The organism is uncultured Alcanivorax sp. (assembly GCF_947258575.1).
Taxonomy (GTDB): Bacteria; Pseudomonadota; Gammaproteobacteria; order Pseudomonadales; family Alcanivoracaceae; genus Alcanivorax.
Genome location: NZ_CAMYIV010000004.1, coordinates 79875 through 95111 on the forward strand (window position 1 = coordinate 79875; position 15237 = coordinate 95111).

At 60.7% G+C, this 15237-nt stretch carries 17 protein-coding genes; 9 read left to right on the forward strand and 8 right to left on the reverse strand.

Annotation, left to right across the window (positions count from 1 at the left end; all coding sequences use genetic code 11):
* Positions 1-4 precede the first annotated feature (4 nt).
* Both Q0Y02_RS03835 and Q0Y02_RS03840 read left to right on the forward strand, forming a co-directional pair.
* Positions 5-1306, forward strand: a complete 1302-nt coding sequence (locus Q0Y02_RS03835; protein ID WP_297764615.1) for an MFS transporter — start codon at positions 5-7, stop codon at positions 1304-1306.
* An 87-nt stretch (positions 1307-1393) separates the two neighbouring features.
* Positions 1394-2011, forward strand: coding sequence for an outer membrane beta-barrel protein (locus Q0Y02_RS03840; protein ID WP_297764619.1), 618 nt, complete (start codon positions 1394-1396; stop codon positions 2009-2011).
* Between the two features lie 43 nt (positions 2012-2054).
* On the opposite strand, the gene trmB is transcribed toward Q0Y02_RS03840, so the two are convergent.
* The 8 genes from trmB to ftsY form a co-directional block, all read right to left on the reverse strand.
* Positions 2055-2771, reverse strand: coding sequence for a tRNA (guanosine(46)-N7)-methyltransferase TrmB (trmB, locus tag Q0Y02_RS03845; RefSeq protein ID WP_297764622.1), 717 nt, complete (start codon positions 2769-2771; stop codon positions 2055-2057).
* Positions 2772-2937: 166 nt separating this feature from the next.
* Positions 2938-3717: a thiazole synthase gene (locus tag Q0Y02_RS03850; protein WP_035248624.1), complete on the reverse strand. Its 780-nt coding sequence runs from the start codon at positions 3715-3717 to the stop codon at positions 2938-2940.
* Between the two features lie 52 nt (positions 3718-3769).
* Positions 3770-3967 (reverse strand): sulfur carrier protein ThiS, encoded by a 198-nt coding sequence (gene thiS / locus Q0Y02_RS03855; protein ID WP_035248621.1) that lies wholly within the window; start codon positions 3965-3967, stop codon positions 3770-3772.
* Between the two features lie 8 nt (positions 3968-3975).
* Positions 3976-4344 (reverse strand): DUF423 domain-containing protein, encoded by a 369-nt coding sequence (locus tag Q0Y02_RS03860; protein ID WP_272962280.1) that lies wholly within the window; start codon positions 4342-4344, stop codon positions 3976-3978.
* A 92-nt stretch (positions 4345-4436) separates the two neighbouring features.
* Entirely contained in the window at positions 4437-5300 is an 864-nt protein-coding gene (gene rpoH, locus Q0Y02_RS03865) for an RNA polymerase sigma factor RpoH (RefSeq protein ID WP_035248615.1), read from the reverse strand.
* A 361-nt stretch (positions 5301-5661) separates the two neighbouring features.
* Positions 5662-6690, reverse strand: a complete 1029-nt coding sequence (gene ftsX / locus Q0Y02_RS03870; protein ID WP_297764631.1) for a permease-like cell division protein FtsX — start codon at positions 6688-6690, stop codon at positions 5662-5664.
* On the reverse strand, positions 6680-7363 hold the full coding sequence (ftsE, locus tag Q0Y02_RS03875; protein WP_035248610.1) for a cell division ATP-binding protein FtsE: 684 nt from the start codon (positions 7361-7363) through the stop codon (positions 6680-6682). The genes ftsX and ftsE overlap by 11 nt, the downstream gene beginning before the upstream one ends.
* A gap of 128 nt (positions 7364-7491) precedes the next feature.
* Positions 7492-8688, reverse strand: coding sequence for a signal recognition particle-docking protein FtsY (gene ftsY, locus Q0Y02_RS03880; RefSeq protein WP_297764635.1), 1197 nt, complete (start codon positions 8686-8688; stop codon positions 7492-7494).
* Between the two features lie 210 nt (positions 8689-8898).
* Here ftsY and Q0Y02_RS03885 point away from each other — a divergent pair, with 210 nt between their 5' ends.
* From Q0Y02_RS03885 to Q0Y02_RS03915, 7 genes are all read left to right on the forward strand, one after another.
* Complete coding sequence (locus tag Q0Y02_RS03885; RefSeq protein WP_035248604.1) at positions 8899-10227, forward strand: pitrilysin family protein; 1329 nt, start codon at positions 8899-8901, stop codon at positions 10225-10227.
* Complete coding sequence (locus Q0Y02_RS03890) at positions 10224-11642, forward strand: pitrilysin family protein (protein WP_297764638.1); 1419 nt, start codon at positions 10224-10226, stop codon at positions 11640-11642. The genes Q0Y02_RS03885 and Q0Y02_RS03890 overlap by 4 nt, the downstream gene beginning before the upstream one ends.
* Positions 11632-12231 (forward strand): 16S rRNA (guanine(966)-N(2))-methyltransferase RsmD, encoded by a 600-nt coding sequence (gene rsmD / locus Q0Y02_RS03895; RefSeq protein WP_297764641.1) that lies wholly within the window; start codon positions 11632-11634, stop codon positions 12229-12231. Before Q0Y02_RS03890 ends, rsmD begins: the two co-directional genes overlap by 11 nt.
* Positions 12232-12414: 183 nt before the next feature.
* On the forward strand, positions 12415-12939 hold the full coding sequence (locus Q0Y02_RS03900) for a methanogen output domain 1-containing protein (protein WP_297764643.1): 525 nt from the start codon (positions 12415-12417) through the stop codon (positions 12937-12939).
* Entirely contained in the window at positions 12939-13904 is a 966-nt protein-coding gene (locus tag Q0Y02_RS03905; RefSeq protein WP_297764646.1) for a sensor domain-containing diguanylate cyclase, read from the forward strand. Before Q0Y02_RS03900 ends, Q0Y02_RS03905 begins: the two co-directional genes overlap by 1 nt.
* A gap of 144 nt (positions 13905-14048) precedes the next feature.
* On the forward strand, positions 14049-14924 hold the full coding sequence (locus Q0Y02_RS03910) for a metal-dependent hydrolase (protein ID WP_297764649.1): 876 nt from the start codon (positions 14049-14051) through the stop codon (positions 14922-14924).
* 75 nt (positions 14925-14999) lie between these two features.
* Complete coding sequence (locus tag Q0Y02_RS03915) at positions 15000-15236, forward strand: hypothetical protein (RefSeq protein WP_297764652.1); 237 nt, start codon at positions 15000-15002, stop codon at positions 15234-15236.
* Position 15237: the final 1 nt, after the last annotated feature.

Below are 15237 nucleotides of genomic sequence, written 5' to 3' on the forward strand. Positions count from 1 at the left end.
AAGCATGGCAAAACAGGATCTTCTCGACCGCCTCTACGCCCAGGTGGCCAATGAGGAAGACGCCCGAACCTGCACGGACATCAGTGATGCCGCCTGTCGGGAGGTGCCCGGGAATTTCTTTCGTATCATCAGCGCGAACACCCTGACCAAGATCGGCGATCTGTTGATCAACCCGAAAACCGTGCTGGCCTGGCTGATCACCGCGGTAGGAGCGCCGTCTTACCTGGCGGCGTTACTGGTGCCCATTCGGGAATCCGGCTCGCTGATCCCCCAGTTGATGATCGGCGCCCTGGTGCGTCGCTACCCGGTACGCAAGGGCTTCTGGACCCTGGGGGCGGCGCTGCAGGGGATTGCCGTGCTGGCAATGGCCGCCGCGGTCTGGTTACTGGAGGGAATGCAGGCAGGTCTGACGATTATCGGTTTGTTGGTGCTGTTCAGTATCAGTCGCGGCTTCTGCTCAGTGGCCATGAAGGATGTGCAGGGGAAATGCATCCCCAAGTCTCGCCGTGGTCGCCTTACCGGGTTGTCCGCCACGCTGTCGGGGGCGATCACGTTTGCGCTGTCACTGGTGATCTTCCGCGGGGGTGAGGACCCGTCCATGGCGTTCTATGGCGCGTTGTTGGCGTCGGCAGGGGTGGCCTGGTTGGTGGCTGCCGCGGTGTTCTTTACCGTCGATGAGTATCCTGGGGCCAGCGAAGGCGGCAACAACGCCTTCAAGGAAGCGCTGGCCAGCCTTGGCTTGCTGAAAACCGATGCCCCTTTTCGCCGCTTTGTGATCACCCGCGCCTTGCTGATGGCCTCGTCGCTGGCTTCACCGTTCCTGGTGCTGGTGGCCCAGGAGCAGGCTTCTCTACCGCTGCTGCTGGGCAGCTTTGTACTGGCCTCCAGTCTGGCCAGCACCGTCAGCGCCACGGTCTGGGGCTATATGGCTGATACCTCCAGCCGCAATGTGATGGTGCGGGGTGGGGCGCTGGCGGCGCTGGTCTGTCTGCTGGCCGGTGGGCTTGCCGCGTGGGGGCCGCAAGCGGATTGGCTCCACTGGTTGTACCCGTTGGCCTTCTTTGTGCTCGCCATTGCCCATGCCGGCGTGCGTATCGGCCGCAAGACCTACATGGTGGACATGGCCGGTGGCACCAAACGCACGGACTACACCGCCGTCAGTAATACCGTTATCGGCGTTCTATTGTTGGCGGTGGGTGGCATCAGTGCCGGGGTGGCGCTGTTGGGGAATGACTGGGCCTTGCTGGTGCTGGGGGGGATGGGAGCGACAGGGGTCGTCAGTGGGAGATTGCTGAAAGACGTGTAAGTGATATCTCAAAACGATGTGCAAAACTTTACATTCCGGATGGACCGGCTAGGCTCCTTCGTTATTTCAAACGAAGGGAAGGGAACGATGAAAAATGTGTTTGTGGGGGTATGTTTGCTGGGGCTGACGTCGGCTGTACTGGCTCAAGAGCCTTCCGGCTTCATGGTTGGTGGTGGCTTGTCGCTGGACCGGGGGGATTTCGGGGAACAGTTGGAAGATGAGTTTCAGGCGTTCGTGTCTCAGGACATTACCACCGATGATGATGGCTTCGATACCGGCCTTGATGCCTATATCGGCTACGCCTTCGGAGGGGCTTCCAGCCTGCGTTTCGGCTACCGGAAATTCGGTGAGCAGAGCGGCGATATCAATGTCTCGGGCCTCGGTTTCGGTGGCTACAGCGTGGAAGCGGATGGTACATACCTGGCGGCTGATCTGTTGTTCCCGCTCAGTGAAAATTTCTACCTGGGTGGAACCCTGGGGCTACAGAACTGGGATGGTGACATCACTCTGAGTGCTCCCGGTGTTCGGGATCGGCTTTCTGAAGATGGCAGGGATTTCTTCTTTGGTCTGCGTACCAAATACCTTATCAATGAGGGGCGCGCCGCTCTGGTAGCTAGCTATAACCGTTACAGTTTTGAGGTTGAGGGAGGAGATGACCTGAAATACAGCAGCCTTCAGTTGGGTCTGGAAGCGTATTTCTTTTAAGGTTTGCAGAGGTAGGGCCGGTAGGGCCTGGCAGAATCAGGCCCTACGACTTCTCGAACAACAAATCCCACACCCCGTGCCCGAGCTTTTCTCCGCGGCGTTCAAACTTGGTTTCCGGGCGCCATGACGGCCGTGGTGAGAATTGTCCGGCACCGGCCGTGTTGGTGAATCCTTCGGCACCGTTCATCACTTCCATCATGTATTCGGAATAATTCTCCCAGTCCGTGGCCATGTGCAGCACGCCGCCGGGTTGCAGCTTGCGATGCACCAGAGCCACCCAGGCGGGCTGGACGATGCGGCGCTTGTGGTGCTTTTTCTTGTGCCAGGGGTCGGGGAAATAGAGCTGGACCCGGGCCAGGCTGTTATCGGGAATACACAGCTCGAGAATCTCCACCGCGTCATCGCAGTAGCTGCGCAGGTTGTTCAGGCCGCGCTGCTGGATTTCCATCAGCAGGGCCCCCACGCCAGGGCGATGCACTTCGATACCGATAAAATCCTTGTCTGGATCGGCCTGTGCCATATCCGCCAGGGAGTGGCCCATGCCGTAGCCGATTTCCAGAACCCGAGGGGCATCGCGACCGAAGACCGCTTGTGGATCCAGCACTCCATCGGCGCGCTCCAGGCCAAATTGCGGCCAGAGGCTATCCAGGGCATTACGCTGTCCGGCGGTGAGGCGGCCCTCGCGCAACACAAAGCTGCGCACCTTGCGCATGACCTTGCCGGTTTCCGGGTCTTGATCCTGTTTGATGAAATCGAGCATGGGGCTGCCAGGTGAGTTGAAGCGGGGAGCGATTGTAGCAAAAACCGCGAGTGGGTGGGGTTCACGTCACCTTGATGGCAAGTGGGTGATTATCACCCTGCAAGTCATGGTATTGAAAACCCCATTACCCCGGCGCCGACTCTCCCCCAAGATCGGCGCCTTTTTTTTATCGACTGATGCCGTCCAGCGGTGAAGAGGCCGAGGCATACGCCTTTCGGGGCATGCGCCCGGCCAGGAAAGCTTCGCGCCCGGCCTCGATCGCTTTTCTCATGGCGGAAGCCATCAATACTGGTTTCTGTGCATGGGCCACGGCGGAGTTGAGCAGCACGCCGTCACAGCCCATTTCCATGGCCAGGGCGGCGTCGGAGGCGGTGCCGACGCCGGCATCCACGATGATGGGCACGTTCGCCTCTTCCAGGATCAGACGGATACTGTGCGGGTTGAGAATGCCCAGGCCGGACCCGATCAGTGAACCCAGCGGCATTACCGCCACACAGCCCATGTCTTCCAGTTCCTTGGCCACAATCGGGTCATCGTTGGTATAGACCATCACCTTGAAGCCGTCATCGATCAGTTCCCGGGCCGCTCGCAGGGTGTGGGTAATGTTCGGATACAGGGTTTTCTGGTCACCCAGCACTTCCAGCTTTACCAGATCATGGCCGTCCAGCAGTTCCCGCGCCAGCTTGCAACAGCGCACCGCATCCTCGGCGGAGAAACAGCCGGCGGTGTTGGGCAGGATGGTGTACTTGTCCGGGTTAATGAAATCCAGCAGGTTGGGCTCGTCTGCGTTCTGGCCAATATTGGTACGGCGAATGGCCACGGTGACGATCTCGGCGCCACTGGTTTCGATAGCCTCGCGGGTTTCCTCGAAATCCTTGTACTTGCCGGTGCCGATCAGCAGTCGGGAAGAATAGGTGTTGCCGGCAATAGTGAGCAGGTCGGACATGGGGCCTCGCCTCGGTTCGGGTTACTGCGTAATAAATAGGGTCCGGGTGGTGTCAGCCACCGCCGATGGCATGGACGATTTCCACCACATCGCCATCGTTCAGGGTGAAATCGTCATGCTGACTTTTCGGGACGATGTCCCGGTTCACTTCCACCGCCAGGCGGCGGCCGGCCAGATTCAGCTGAGTGACCAGATCCGCGATGGTGGTGCCATCCAGAGTCAGGGTATCGCCGTTGACGGTAAGCTTCATGATAGAGATCAAACTGCCTTGAACAGGGACCAGGCCAGCATCAGCCAGCCAATGATCAGTGCGGTGCCGCCCAGCGGGGTAATGGCGCCGATCCATTTCTGACCGCTGAGCACCAGCACATACAGGCTACCACTGAAAACCAGGGTGCCGGCAAACAGCACCCAGCCAGCGGTGACCATGCCGCTGGCGCCAAACGCCTTGGCCAGCAACCCACACAGCAGCATCGCCAGGGCATGGTAGAAATGGTATTCGCTGGCGGTGGACCACACGGCAAGCATGGATTCATCCACGCGGGATTTCAGGCCATGGGCACCGAAGGCGCCGAGGATAACGGCCAGTGCGCCGTTAAGGGCGCCGAGTACGAGGAGAATTTTCATGGACGGTATGTTACCCGCTTGCAGGCATGCGCGCAGCACGTAACCGGTGAAAATAAAAAGCCCCTCGAAGGAGGGGCTTTTTGCGGTCGGCGTTACGCTGCGATGGCGTTACGCAGCTTTTTGATGGCGTTGTTTTCCAACTGGCGGATACGCTCGGCGGACACGCCGTACTCGTTCGCCAGGTCCTGCAGGGTGGACTTCTGATCGGCCAGCCAGCGGCGCTCGAGGATGTCGCGGCTGCGTTCGTCCAGCGCCATCAGGGCTGAGCCCAGTTGGCGGCTTTCCCGTTCCTGCTGATCCTGTTCGGCCAGCAGGTCCGCGGGATCGCTGTTGTCGCTGTGCAGGTACGCGGCCGGGGACACTACGGTGCTGTCCTCGTCGTCGTTGGTGGGGCCATCGAAACTGGCGTCGTAGGCACCCAGGCGGCCTTCCATTTCTTTTACCTGGATGGCAGTAACGCCCAGATCATCGGCCACTCGTTGCGCTTCTTCCATGCTCAGGCGACCCAGGCGCTTCTTTTGCCCGCGCAGGTTGAAGAACAGTTTGCGCTGGGCCTTGGTGGTGGCCACTTTGACGATGCGCCAGTTCTTGATCACATATTCGTGGATTTCCGCCTTGATCCAGTGCACCGCGAAGCTCACCAGGCGTACGCCCTTGGTGGGGTCGAAGCGTTTCACCGCTTTCATCAGGCCCACATTGCCTTCCTGGACCAGGTCGCCCAGGGGCAAACCATAGCCGGTGTAGCTGCGGGCGATGTGCACTACGAACCGCAGGTGCGCGAGTACCAAGTTGCGGGCGGCATCCACGTCCTGTTCGTAGAAATACTGTCCTGCCAAACGTTGTTCGTCGTCTGCGCTGAGAACCGGCACGGCATTAACGGCTCGCATGTAGGCGTCCAGGTTATTACCCGGTACGGCCAACATCAGCGCCTGTGCTTGCGTTGAAGGGTTTGTCATGCGCGTTGTCTCCTCGTTGAAGACCAGTCTATGTCCTGTATGTGCCGCTGATCTTAGCACTCGGTTCTTTGGAGTGCTAATAGGCAAAAAGGTTCCCGCCGATTGAGAGGGTCGATGGAGCAATCACCAAGTCTAGGCCGGCCATGTGAACCGGGGATGAACAGGGAATTGGACACGGATGGAGGGGGGAAGGTTCCGGGGGCTGTCGCAAGCTACAAGCTTCAAGCTGCAACACGAGGGTGTGGTGCTGCCAGCGGATATGGATAGGCTTCGCGCTGCAGCCCTTGGGCGCGGGCACGGCCTACAGGATTAGGATGCGGCCCTGACCGCGCCTTGCAGCTTGAAGCTTGTAGCTTGCAACTCAAAAATTCGGCTCGATATCGCCCAGGTGCCGGCCCACGGCCAACCAGGCGCCCAGAAGCCCCAGGATGCCGCTGAATGCGGGCAGGATGATCAGGCTGGATGCGGCCATGGAGGTGAGTGACTCCTCACTATTGTACAGGGCCAGTAGTTCGTCGATGGGCCCGCCTAGCCACCACAGGGCCACCTGTACAAGGATGACTGCCGTCGCGCCGCCGGCAAAGCCGAAGCAGAAACCGGAGTAGAGGAAGGGTCGGCGCACGAAGCCGTCGGTGCCGCCGACGATCTTCACCACCACGATTTCCTCCCGGCGGCTTTCGATGGCCAGGCGGATGGTGTTCACCACCACCAGCACCACGGCGGCGGCCAGCGCCAGGGTGAGAGCGGAAATCAGCCGTTCGCCCAGTTCTATCAGGGCATGCAGACGGCGCACCCACTCCACGTCCAGCTGAACCAGATCCACCCCGTCCGCCTCTGCGAGGCGGTTTTCCAGGGCGCGCAGGGTGACCGGGTCGGTCTCGTCCGGGTAGACCACAATCAGCGGCGGCAGCGGGTTGTCCGGCAGGGCCTCCAACACGTCGCCAAAGCCGGACAGGGCCTTGAATTCCGCCAACGCCTGCTCCCGGGTAATCACCTCGGTGCGGCTGATGTTGTCCAGCCCTTGCCAGTCCCGGGCCAGATCACGCTGGCGCTGCTCGCTGATATTCATTTCCATAAACACGGACAGGTGGGCATTGCCGTCCCAGCCGCGGGTAATGGCACGGGCATTATCCAGCAGCACCGCCAGCCCGGCAGGCAGTGCCAGGGCGATGGCGATCACCAGAATGGTCATGGCACTGCTGGTACGTGCGGCGTTAAGCCGTTGCAGGGCATCCTTGAAGGAGTCCTGATGGTGTTGACGCCAGCTGCGGAAACGGTCCTGCAGGGAGGTGCGGGCACTGTGCGCCCCGGCCACCCGGCGCACTCGCTCCGGTTTCTGGCGGTTGGCCTTGATCGGGGTGGCGTTTCTGGGCCCCTTGTTAGCTGCCATGGTGGCCCCCTTCGTCGCCGTCGTGGATCAGGCGCCCCTCACGCAGGGTCAGCAGGCGGTGGTTATAGCGGGCGATCAGGCTCAGGTCGTGGGTGGCGATCAGCACGGCTACACCAACCCGGGCGAAATCCTTGAACAGGTCCATGATCTCCTCGGAGAGGGCCGGGTCCAGGTTACCGGTAGGTTCGTCCGCCAGCAGCAGCGGCGGCTTGTTGACCACCGCCCGGGCGATACCCACGCGCTGCTGCTCGCCGCCGGAGAGCATGATCGGGTTTAACTTTTCCTTGTCCAACAGGCCCACCTTGTCGAGTGCGGCGCGCACCCGTTTGCCGATATCGCTGCGCGCATAGCCGGCGATAATCAGCGGCAGGGCCACGTTGTCGAACACGGTCCGATCGAACAGCAATTGGTGGTTCTGGTGAACCATGCCGATCTTGCGGCGCAGCAGTGGGATCTGCCGGTTGCCGAAGCCATTCAGATTCTGGTTATCAATGAGTACCTGACCCTGGGTGGGACGCTCCAGCATCATGATCAGTTTCAACAGGGTGGATTTGCCCGCCCCGGAATGACCGGTCAAAAACGTCAGCTGCCCGGCGGGGAGCGTGAAGCTCACCTTGCTGAGTGCGTCTTTGCCGTTCGGGTAGCGTTTGCTGACCCGGTCAAACTGAATCATGAGAGTCCTTAAGCAGCTACAAGCTTCAAGCTGCAAGCTCCAAGGAAAACAAGTGTGCGCGGCGAGGACGGTGCCAATGGCAGTGTTTGTCTCGCGTTGCAGCTTGAGGCTTGTAGCTTGAAGCTGGTTTATCCCGCCACGTCTTCAAACAATGCCTGCACAAATTCTTCCGCATGGAAGGGGCGCAGGTCTTCCAGTCGTTCCCCTACGCCGATAAAGCGAATCGGCAGGCCAGTGCGTTTGGCCAAGGCAAACAGGATACCCCCTTTGGCGGTGCCGTCGAGTTTGGTCAGTGCCAACCCGGTCACGCCGGCGGCATCGCGAAACTGTTCCGCCTGCTGGATGGCATTCTGGCCGGTGCCGGCGTCCAGTACCAGCAGCACTTCGTGGGGCGCATCCGGGATCAGTTTCTTCATCACCCGGGTGACCTTGGTGAGCTCCTCCATCAGGTTGCCGCGAGTGTGCAGGCGACCGGCGGTGTCGGCGATCAGCACGTCGGCGCCGCGGGACTGGGCGGCCTGGACCGCGTCATAGACTACCGAGGCGGAATCCGCGCCGGTGTGCTGTGCCACCACCGGGATGTCGTTGCGCTCGCCCCATACCTGCAGCTGCTCCACGGCAGCGGCGCGGAAGGTATCGCCAGCGGCCAGCATCACGCTCTTGCCTTCCGCCTTGAAGCGGCAGGCCAGCTTGCCGATGGTGGTGGTCTTGCCGACCCCGTTCACGCCGACCATCAGGATCACATAGGGTTTCTTGCTGCCGTAGATGGTGAGCGGTTGGTCCACTGGCACCAGCAGCTTGCGTAGTTCGTTCTGCAGGGACTCGTACAAGGCGTCAGCATCCACCAGTTCTTCGCGACTGACCTGGCCGGTCAGTGCCTCGATGATCACGTCGGTGGCTTCCACGCCCACATCGGCGACCAGCAACTGGGTCTCGATTTCCTCGAAAATCTCGTCGTCGATTTCCTTGGCGCCCACCAGCAGGTCAGCCAGGCCCTTGCCCAAGCCCTTGCGGGTCTTGCCCAGGCCCAGCTTCATGCGTGTCCAGAAGCCTTCACCATTGTCACTGTCATCCGCCGGTTCGGCCTGGCTCTCGGCCTGTGGCGATGGTTGCGGGTCAGCGGCAGGGGCTTCAACGTGTGCAGTTGCCGGGGGAGTGACTGTGGGCTCGGGTTCGCCAGAGGCATTGTCTTGCGGGGCGGGTGCCGAGTCGGTGTCGTTCAGTTCATCGGCATCCACACCGGTAAACATGCGCTTCCAGAAACCGGTCTTTTTTTCTTCCGGCTTGGGGGCGTTGTCGTCGTCGCGGGAAACTTCGTCGCTCATGTTCAGTCTTATCCAATCGCGAAGAGGGTAAATCGGGCCTCTTCCTTTGCAATGAGGCTGCAAGGACAGGGCGGTAAACCGGTATGCTATGCCGGCGATAAATAAAATGCGCCCTCCTGCAGGCTGGACGTTCGCTAACGAACGCGCGGCTATCCTAACACTTCGCTCACGGGGGAGCAGCTTCCGGGGGCGACACAATGAGGACAATGCATGAGAAAACTCATGGTGGCACTGGTGGTCATTCTCTGGAGTCTGACCGCTCGGGCCGAGCTGCCCACCCACGGCTTTACCCTGGATAACGGTCTCAAGGTGCTGATCCGCGAGGATCATCGGGCTCCTGTGGTTACCGTGATGGTGTGGTTCAAGGCCGGCAGCTTCGACGAAGCGCCCTATGAAACCGGCCTGGCCCATGTGCTTGAGCACATGATGTTCAAGGGCACCGAGAGGCTGGGGCCGGGGGATTTCTCCAAACTGGTGGCCCGTTATGGGGGCAGTGACAATGCCTTCACCAGTTATGACTACACCGCCTATTTCCAGCAGTATGAGGTGTCGCGCCTGCCGCTGGCCCTGGAGCTGGAAGCGGAGCGACTGGGCAACCTGAAGATCGACGATGACGAGTTCCATCGCGAGTTGCAGGTGGTGCTGGAAGAGCGCCGTACCCGCACCGACGACAACCCCAATGCCCTGGCCTGGGAAAAATTCCAGGCGGTGGCCCGCCCGGGTACCGGCTATGCCCACCCGATCATCGGTTGGCGCTCCCTGCTGGCCCAGCTGCAGCCGGAACAGGCTCGTAGCTGGTACGACCGCTTCTATGTGCCGGGTAATGCCACCCTGGTGGTTGCCGGTGATGTGACCCGCGATCAGGTGGAACCACTGGTACGCCGCTTCTTCAGCAATTTGCCCGCCGGTACCACGCCGCCGCGGCCAACGCAGACGGTCACCCCCCCTGCCGGTGAGCGCCGCCTGGATCTGGCCATGGCCGTGCAGGTGCCCGCCCTCTACATGCTTTATAACGTGCCCTCCCTGGTGACTGCCGAGCAGAAAGAGGATTTCTACGCCTTGACCATGCTCGCGGGAGTGCTCGATGGCGGCATGAGTGCCCGTATCGAAACCGAGCTGGTACGTGGCGAGAAGCTGGTGGCCGGCGCCGGGGCCAGCTACAGCGGCATCCAGCGCGGCGATGGCACCTTTACCCTTACCGCGACTCCGAACCCGGGTGTCACGCTGGATCAGGTAGAGCAAGCTCTGCGCGAGCAGATCAAGACCCTGCAGAGCACCTTGCCGAGTGAGGACGAAATGGCGCGGGTACAGGCCGGCGTGCTGGCCAGCCAGGTGTTTGAAAAGGATTCGGTGATGGGCCAGGCCATGGAGCTGGGCATGCTCAGCACTTTGGGGCTGGATATCGATCTGGCCGATCAGTTCGAGGAACAGTTGGGCAAGGTCACGGCTGAGGATGTGCAGCGAGTCGCCCGCCAGTGGCTGGTGCCGGAGCGATTGGCGGTGGCCCATGTGGTCCCTGAGCAGGAGGAAGAACAATGATGCGGTTACCAGGAATGATGGGAGCCGCGGTGGCGGCGCTGATGCTCAGCGCCTGTACCAGCTTTCCGACGACGGAAAAACAGGTGGCGGCCAGCGAGCCCCAGGCGCCGCAGCTGGATATTCAATCCTGGCAGACCGGGCAGGGTGCCAAGGTCATGTTCGTGCAAAGCGATGCCTTGCCCATGCTGGATATTCGTCTGGTGATGGCGGCGGGCAGTTCCCAGGATGACGGCTTACCCGGTGTGGCCTCCCTGACCAGTGCCCTGATCGGTCAGGGCACCGAGGCTCTCAGTGTGGATGACATCGCCCGGGGCTTTGAGGATCGTGGCGCCAGCTTTTCCTCCAGCAGTTACCGGGACATGGGCATCATCAGCCTGCGTACCCTGTCGGCGGCGGAATATCGCCAGCCGGTGGTGGCGCTGTTCAATCAGGTGATCGGTTCGCCCAGTTTCCCTGAGGATGCGCTGGACCGTCTGCGCACCCGCGCCATGCAAGGGTTACGTATGGAACAACAGGTGCCAGGGCCGCAGGTCAGCAAGGCGTTCATGGCCACAGTGTTTGCCGACCACCCCTATGGCCAGCCCAGCGAAGGGACCCTGGAGAGCCTGCCGCAGATCCAGCGGCAGCAGCTGGTGGATTTCTATGACACCTATTACGCCGCCGGCAATACCGTGATTGCCATGGTCGGGGACCTGTCGCGCAGCGAGGCTGAGGAGATTGCCGCACAGATCAGCGCAGCATTGCCGGCGGGCCCGGCGGCACCGCAGCTGCCCCGGGCAGAAACGCTCAGCGAGCGCAAACGCGAGCACATCGACTTCCCCTCCGCCCAGACCCATATCCTGCTGGGCAACCAGGCCACCTGGCGGGGCAACCCGGATCATGTGGCGCTGCACGTGGGCAACCAGATTCTCGGCGGTGGCGGCTTCGCGTCCATCCTCACCGACGAGGTGCGCCAGAAGCGTGGCTATGTGTACGGCATCGGCAGCGGTTTCTCGGCCATGGCGGCGGGCGGCCCTTTCCAGGTGCAGTTCAAGACCGCCAATGAGAATGCCGACGACGCACTGACCCTGACGCTGGATCTGATCCGTGAGTTTGTCGAGCAAGGGCCCAGCCAGGCGCAGCTGGAACAGGCGCGGGCCAATATCCTTGGCAGCTTTGCCCTGAGCACCGCCGACAATAGCGACATCATTGGCCAGCTGGGAGCCATCGGTTTCTATGATCTGCCGCTGGATTACCTGCAGTGGTTTAACCGCCAGGTACGCCAGGTCACCGTGGCGGATATCCGCGATGCGTTCCGCAGAACCCTGGATGTGGAGGACCTGGCCATCGTCAGTATCGGTCCGGAGGCGCCACAAATCCTCCAGAGTCAGGACAATGAGCCCCCCGCGGAACAGGGAGAGCGCAGTGGCGAATAGAGGCCCGAATCGCAAAGGCGGTGCCACCAGCAAGGGTCAGGTGCGGATTATCGGCGGTGAGCGGCGCGGCCATCGCCTGCAGTTTGTGGATCAGGGGGGCGATCTGCGCCCCTCCTCCGATCGCATGCGCGAAACCCTGTTTAACTGGTTGCAGTTCGAGCTGCCGGGCCTGCGGGTGCTGGACCTGTTTGCCGGTTCCGGCGTGCTGGGGGCAGAAGCGCTGAGTCGCGGCGCTCAGCGGGCGGTGTTGGTGGAAAAAAAGCGCGAACGGGCCGCCGACTTGAAGCGCCAGTTGTTGCCCCTGTTTGGTGATCGCATCGAGATCCACACTGCGGATGCCTTGCAATGGGCAGGGCAAAGCGCCTTGCAGTTTGACCTGGTGTTTGTGGATCCGCCCTACGACCTGGGGCTGGCGGAGCCGGCCTGTGCCGCGCTGGAAGAAAGAGGCTTGCTGGCGGCACAAGCCTGGGTCTATGTGGAAAGCCGTCGGCACGCTGAAGAACCGGTTGTGCCATCGAACTGGCAGCTGCACCGGGAAAAAAGCGGTGGGGATATTCGTGCCCGTTTATTCCGCCGGGAAGAAATTTGACTCCCATTCGTCGGGTTTGTGTCGACTTCACGGACAATCGGCACAATTACCCGTGTAAACGGTATGACCACTTCAGTGAACGTGATTGATGTCGCAGTCATGCCGGTGAATCATGTGTATTAAGCCATTAGGCATGGCTGGGGATGGTGGATACACGGCACATGGATCGGGTGGGGCAGCACAATGGAAAAGATACCGGAACGGATTCACACTGTATCGATTGGTCTGGATAAAGACCGCTTTCTGCGTCAGCTGCTGGGCTATCTGGCCGAGTCTCTGCAGGAAGTCACCGGCATGGATCAAGCGGAAGGGTTCATCTCCCTGGTGGGGCAGAAAATTGGTGATGAGCTGAATGGTCACTACCTGCAATCCCTGAATCTGACCACGCTGGATCGTTTTCAAATTCCGGCAGTATTGGTCGATCTCAAGCGTCGTATCGACGGCGACTTTTACCTGATCCATGCGGATGAGCGACAACTGGTGCTGGGCAATCGGCGCTGCCCGTTCGGCGACAAGGTGATTGGCCGTCCGGCGCTTTGTATGATGACCTCCAACGTGTTCGGCGTGATCGCGGCGGAAAATGCCGGTTATGGCCGCGTGGATATCCAGAAATCCATTGCCAATGGCGATGGCCACTGTCATGTGGTCATTTCTCTGGAAGCCAGCGAAACGGGGGCGGGGCGGGAATATTTTCGCTCCGGTGAGTGATGCCGTGGTCGGCGGACTGCCGAGCCCTGATCAATGCCATGTCTATGCCGGTGTTCGTGGTCCACGCCGATGGCCAGATAGAGTGGCTGAATCGCAGGGCCAACCAGTTACTCGGCGATCGCGCCCCGAAAACGATCAAGTGTCTGCTGGCGTCGCCCTCACGCAGTGAGGAGTTTCTGCGGGCCATGCGCCGCAATCAGGCCTTTTCCCATCTGGCCCTGCGTCTTGTTGAGCCCTTGCAAGATAGCTATATCGCCAGCACCCGGATTGCCCGACAAGGCGAAGTCCTGGATTTCTGGTTGCTGGAGCTGCTGCCAAGACAATGGGTGGTGGGCGGCATGCATCAACTTTCCCAGATGGTCCAGCGGACGACGGCGTTGAAAAGGGAGCGAGCGGCCGCGGAGAAAACCGCGCTGGTGGCGCAGACCCAGGCTTCCCGGGATGCGCTGACCGGTATTGCCAATCGTCGCGCATTTGATGACTGGCTGGCGGCGGCACTGGCCGATCAACAGCAACAGTTGTCCGTGATGATTTTGGATCTGGACTACTTCAAGGCCATCAATGACACCCACGGTCATGATCTGGGCGACCAGGTGCTGCAGCGTGTGGCCCGGTTGCTGAGCGGGACCCTTACCCGTCGTGATGATCAGGTGGCCCGTATTGGCGGAGAAGAGTTCGGGGTATTGCTCCCGGGGGCGGATATCCATGCCTCCCTGAAAGTGGCCTGGCGGTTGGTGATGACCCTGCGCAATCACAATGCGGGCTGCCCGTCCGGTGACAGTTGGCAGCCGGTTACCCTGTCCGTGGGCGTGGCGACTCGTACTCCTGGCACTGCCATCACCGGCCGCGAGCTGATGCGTCAAGCGGATCGGGGTCTGTACCTGGCCAAGCAGCGCGGGCGGGATCAGGCGGTGCATGCGGCCCTGTCCGGCCAGTCAGACCCACCCAAGGCGGACGCGGGGTAATGGTGGCGCGCAGGCACAATCACCCTGCGGTCACCCACAATCCATGCCCTTCGCGCGTCGGCGGCAGGCAGGAAATGGCACAACCTGAACTAGTGTCCCATTTTTGACTGGCGAATACTGTGCCTATACGCAGGAGGGTTTGCCATGACTAGCAAAGCGGTTGCCACATCGCCGAAAACGCCAAAGAAACTGAACAACAGTGATATTCAGCCCCGCAAGATGGATTTCTCCTTCGATCCGGCCATGCCGCGTTACTGGTTTGACGACGACCAGTTCAAGACCATTTTGCTGACAGCCCTGTCCTGCACCTTCCCGGAAGGCGAGCGTTTCTTCGTGCGCTCCGTGCGCCATTACCAGAAACAGATCCAGGACCCGCTGCTGCGCGAGCAGGTAAAAGGCTTTATTGGCCAGGAAGCCCATCATGGCAACGAGCACGATGCCTTCAATCACTTCATGGAGTCCAAGGGCGTGCCCACCGGCAAGGTGGATGAGTTCGTCAATCGCGGCATGCGTTTCATGGCCAAGCACCTGTCACCGCAACGGCAGCTGGCAAAGACCTGTGCCCTGGAGCACTTCACCGCCATGCTGGCGGAATTGATGCTGGAACATCCGGATTTTTTCAAAGGCATGGATGAGCGCATGTTGCCACTGTGGCTATGGCATGCGGTGGAAGAAAGTGAGCACAAGGCAGTGGCCTTTGATGTCTACCAGGACCAGGTGGACAGCTACTGGGTGCGCACCTCGGAAATGGCGCTTACCACGGTGGAATTCATCAGCTTTACCATTTTCCACTACTACCAATTGCGCAAGGACATGGACGATCCCACCGACTGGCGATCCGTCCGGGGCGGCATCAACTGGCTGCTCGGCAAACCGGGCTGGCTGCGTAAACTGGGAAAATCCTACCTGGCGTATTACAAGCGGGATTTTCATCCCGGCAAGCGCGACAGCACCTTCCTGCGCAAGCAGGGGTTGAAGAAGCTGTCGCGGCTTCTGGATCGCCCGGACCTGACTGGCTGATCGGCCCTGCCCAGGCCCTTCATGTTTTCCTGTCGTGCTGGCGTGTTACGGTGGGAAAACACCATGGAGGTGTTTATGCGCTGGTTTACTACATTGAAAGAAAAGCTCTTGCCCTCTCGTCATCAGCCCGATGCTGAGTCGGCCCACGAGCCGCTGGACTATCACCCGGCCCATGAAGGGGAAACCCCGGATGATCTGCACCGTGGCCGACACCGAATCAAGGAAACCTTTACCAGCCACTGGGATCTGGATTACATGCCCCGCGAAGAGCTGGAAGAGGCCCTGTCGAAAAACCGCAAAGATAAAAAGTAGC

Excerpts from the sequence above, each read along its gene's own strand:
- Q0Y02_RS03835 (WP_297764615.1), top strand. The coding sequence starts at position 5 with ATGGCAAAACAGGATCTTCTCGACCGCCTCTACGCCCAGGTGGCCAAT.
- Q0Y02_RS03840 (WP_297764619.1), top strand. The coding sequence starts at position 1,394 with ATGAAAAATGTGTTTGTGGGGGTATGTTTGCTGGGGCTGACGTCGGCT.
- trmB (WP_297764622.1), bottom strand. The coding sequence starts at position 2,771 with ATGCTCGATTTCATCAAACAGGATCAAGACCCGGAAACCGGCAAGGTC.
- Q0Y02_RS03850 (WP_035248624.1), bottom strand. The coding sequence starts at position 3,717 with ATGTCCGACCTGCTCACTATTGCCGGCAACACCTATTCTTCCCGACTG.
- thiS (WP_035248621.1), bottom strand. The coding sequence starts at position 3,967 with ATGAAGCTTACCGTCAACGGCGATACCCTGACTCTGGATGGCACCACC.
- Q0Y02_RS03860 (WP_272962280.1), bottom strand. The coding sequence starts at position 4,344 with ATGAAAATTCTCCTCGTACTCGGCGCCCTTAACGGCGCACTGGCCGTT.
- rpoH (WP_035248615.1), bottom strand. The coding sequence starts at position 5,300 with ATGACAAACCCTTCAACGCAAGCACAGGCGCTGATGTTGGCCGTACCG.
- ftsX (WP_297764631.1), bottom strand. The coding sequence starts at position 6,690 with ATGGCAGCTAACAAGGGGCCCAGAAACGCCACCCCGATCAAGGCCAAC.
- ftsE (WP_035248610.1), bottom strand. The coding sequence starts at position 7,363 with ATGATTCAGTTTGACCGGGTCAGCAAACGCTACCCGAACGGCAAAGAC.
- ftsY (WP_297764635.1), bottom strand. The coding sequence starts at position 8,688 with ATGAGCGACGAAGTTTCCCGCGACGACGACAACGCCCCCAAGCCGGAA.
- Q0Y02_RS03885 (WP_035248604.1), top strand. The coding sequence starts at position 8,899 with ATGAGAAAACTCATGGTGGCACTGGTGGTCATTCTCTGGAGTCTGACC.
- Q0Y02_RS03890 (WP_297764638.1), top strand. The coding sequence starts at position 10,224 with ATGATGCGGTTACCAGGAATGATGGGAGCCGCGGTGGCGGCGCTGATG.
- Q0Y02_RS03900 (WP_297764643.1), top strand. The coding sequence starts at position 12,415 with ATGGAAAAGATACCGGAACGGATTCACACTGTATCGATTGGTCTGGAT.
- Q0Y02_RS03905 (WP_297764646.1), top strand. The coding sequence starts at position 12,939 with ATGCCGTGGTCGGCGGACTGCCGAGCCCTGATCAATGCCATGTCTATG.
- Q0Y02_RS03910 (WP_297764649.1), top strand. The coding sequence starts at position 14,049 with ATGACTAGCAAAGCGGTTGCCACATCGCCGAAAACGCCAAAGAAACTG.
- Q0Y02_RS03915 (WP_297764652.1), top strand. The coding sequence starts at position 15,000 with ATGCGCTGGTTTACTACATTGAAAGAAAAGCTCTTGCCCTCTCGTCAT.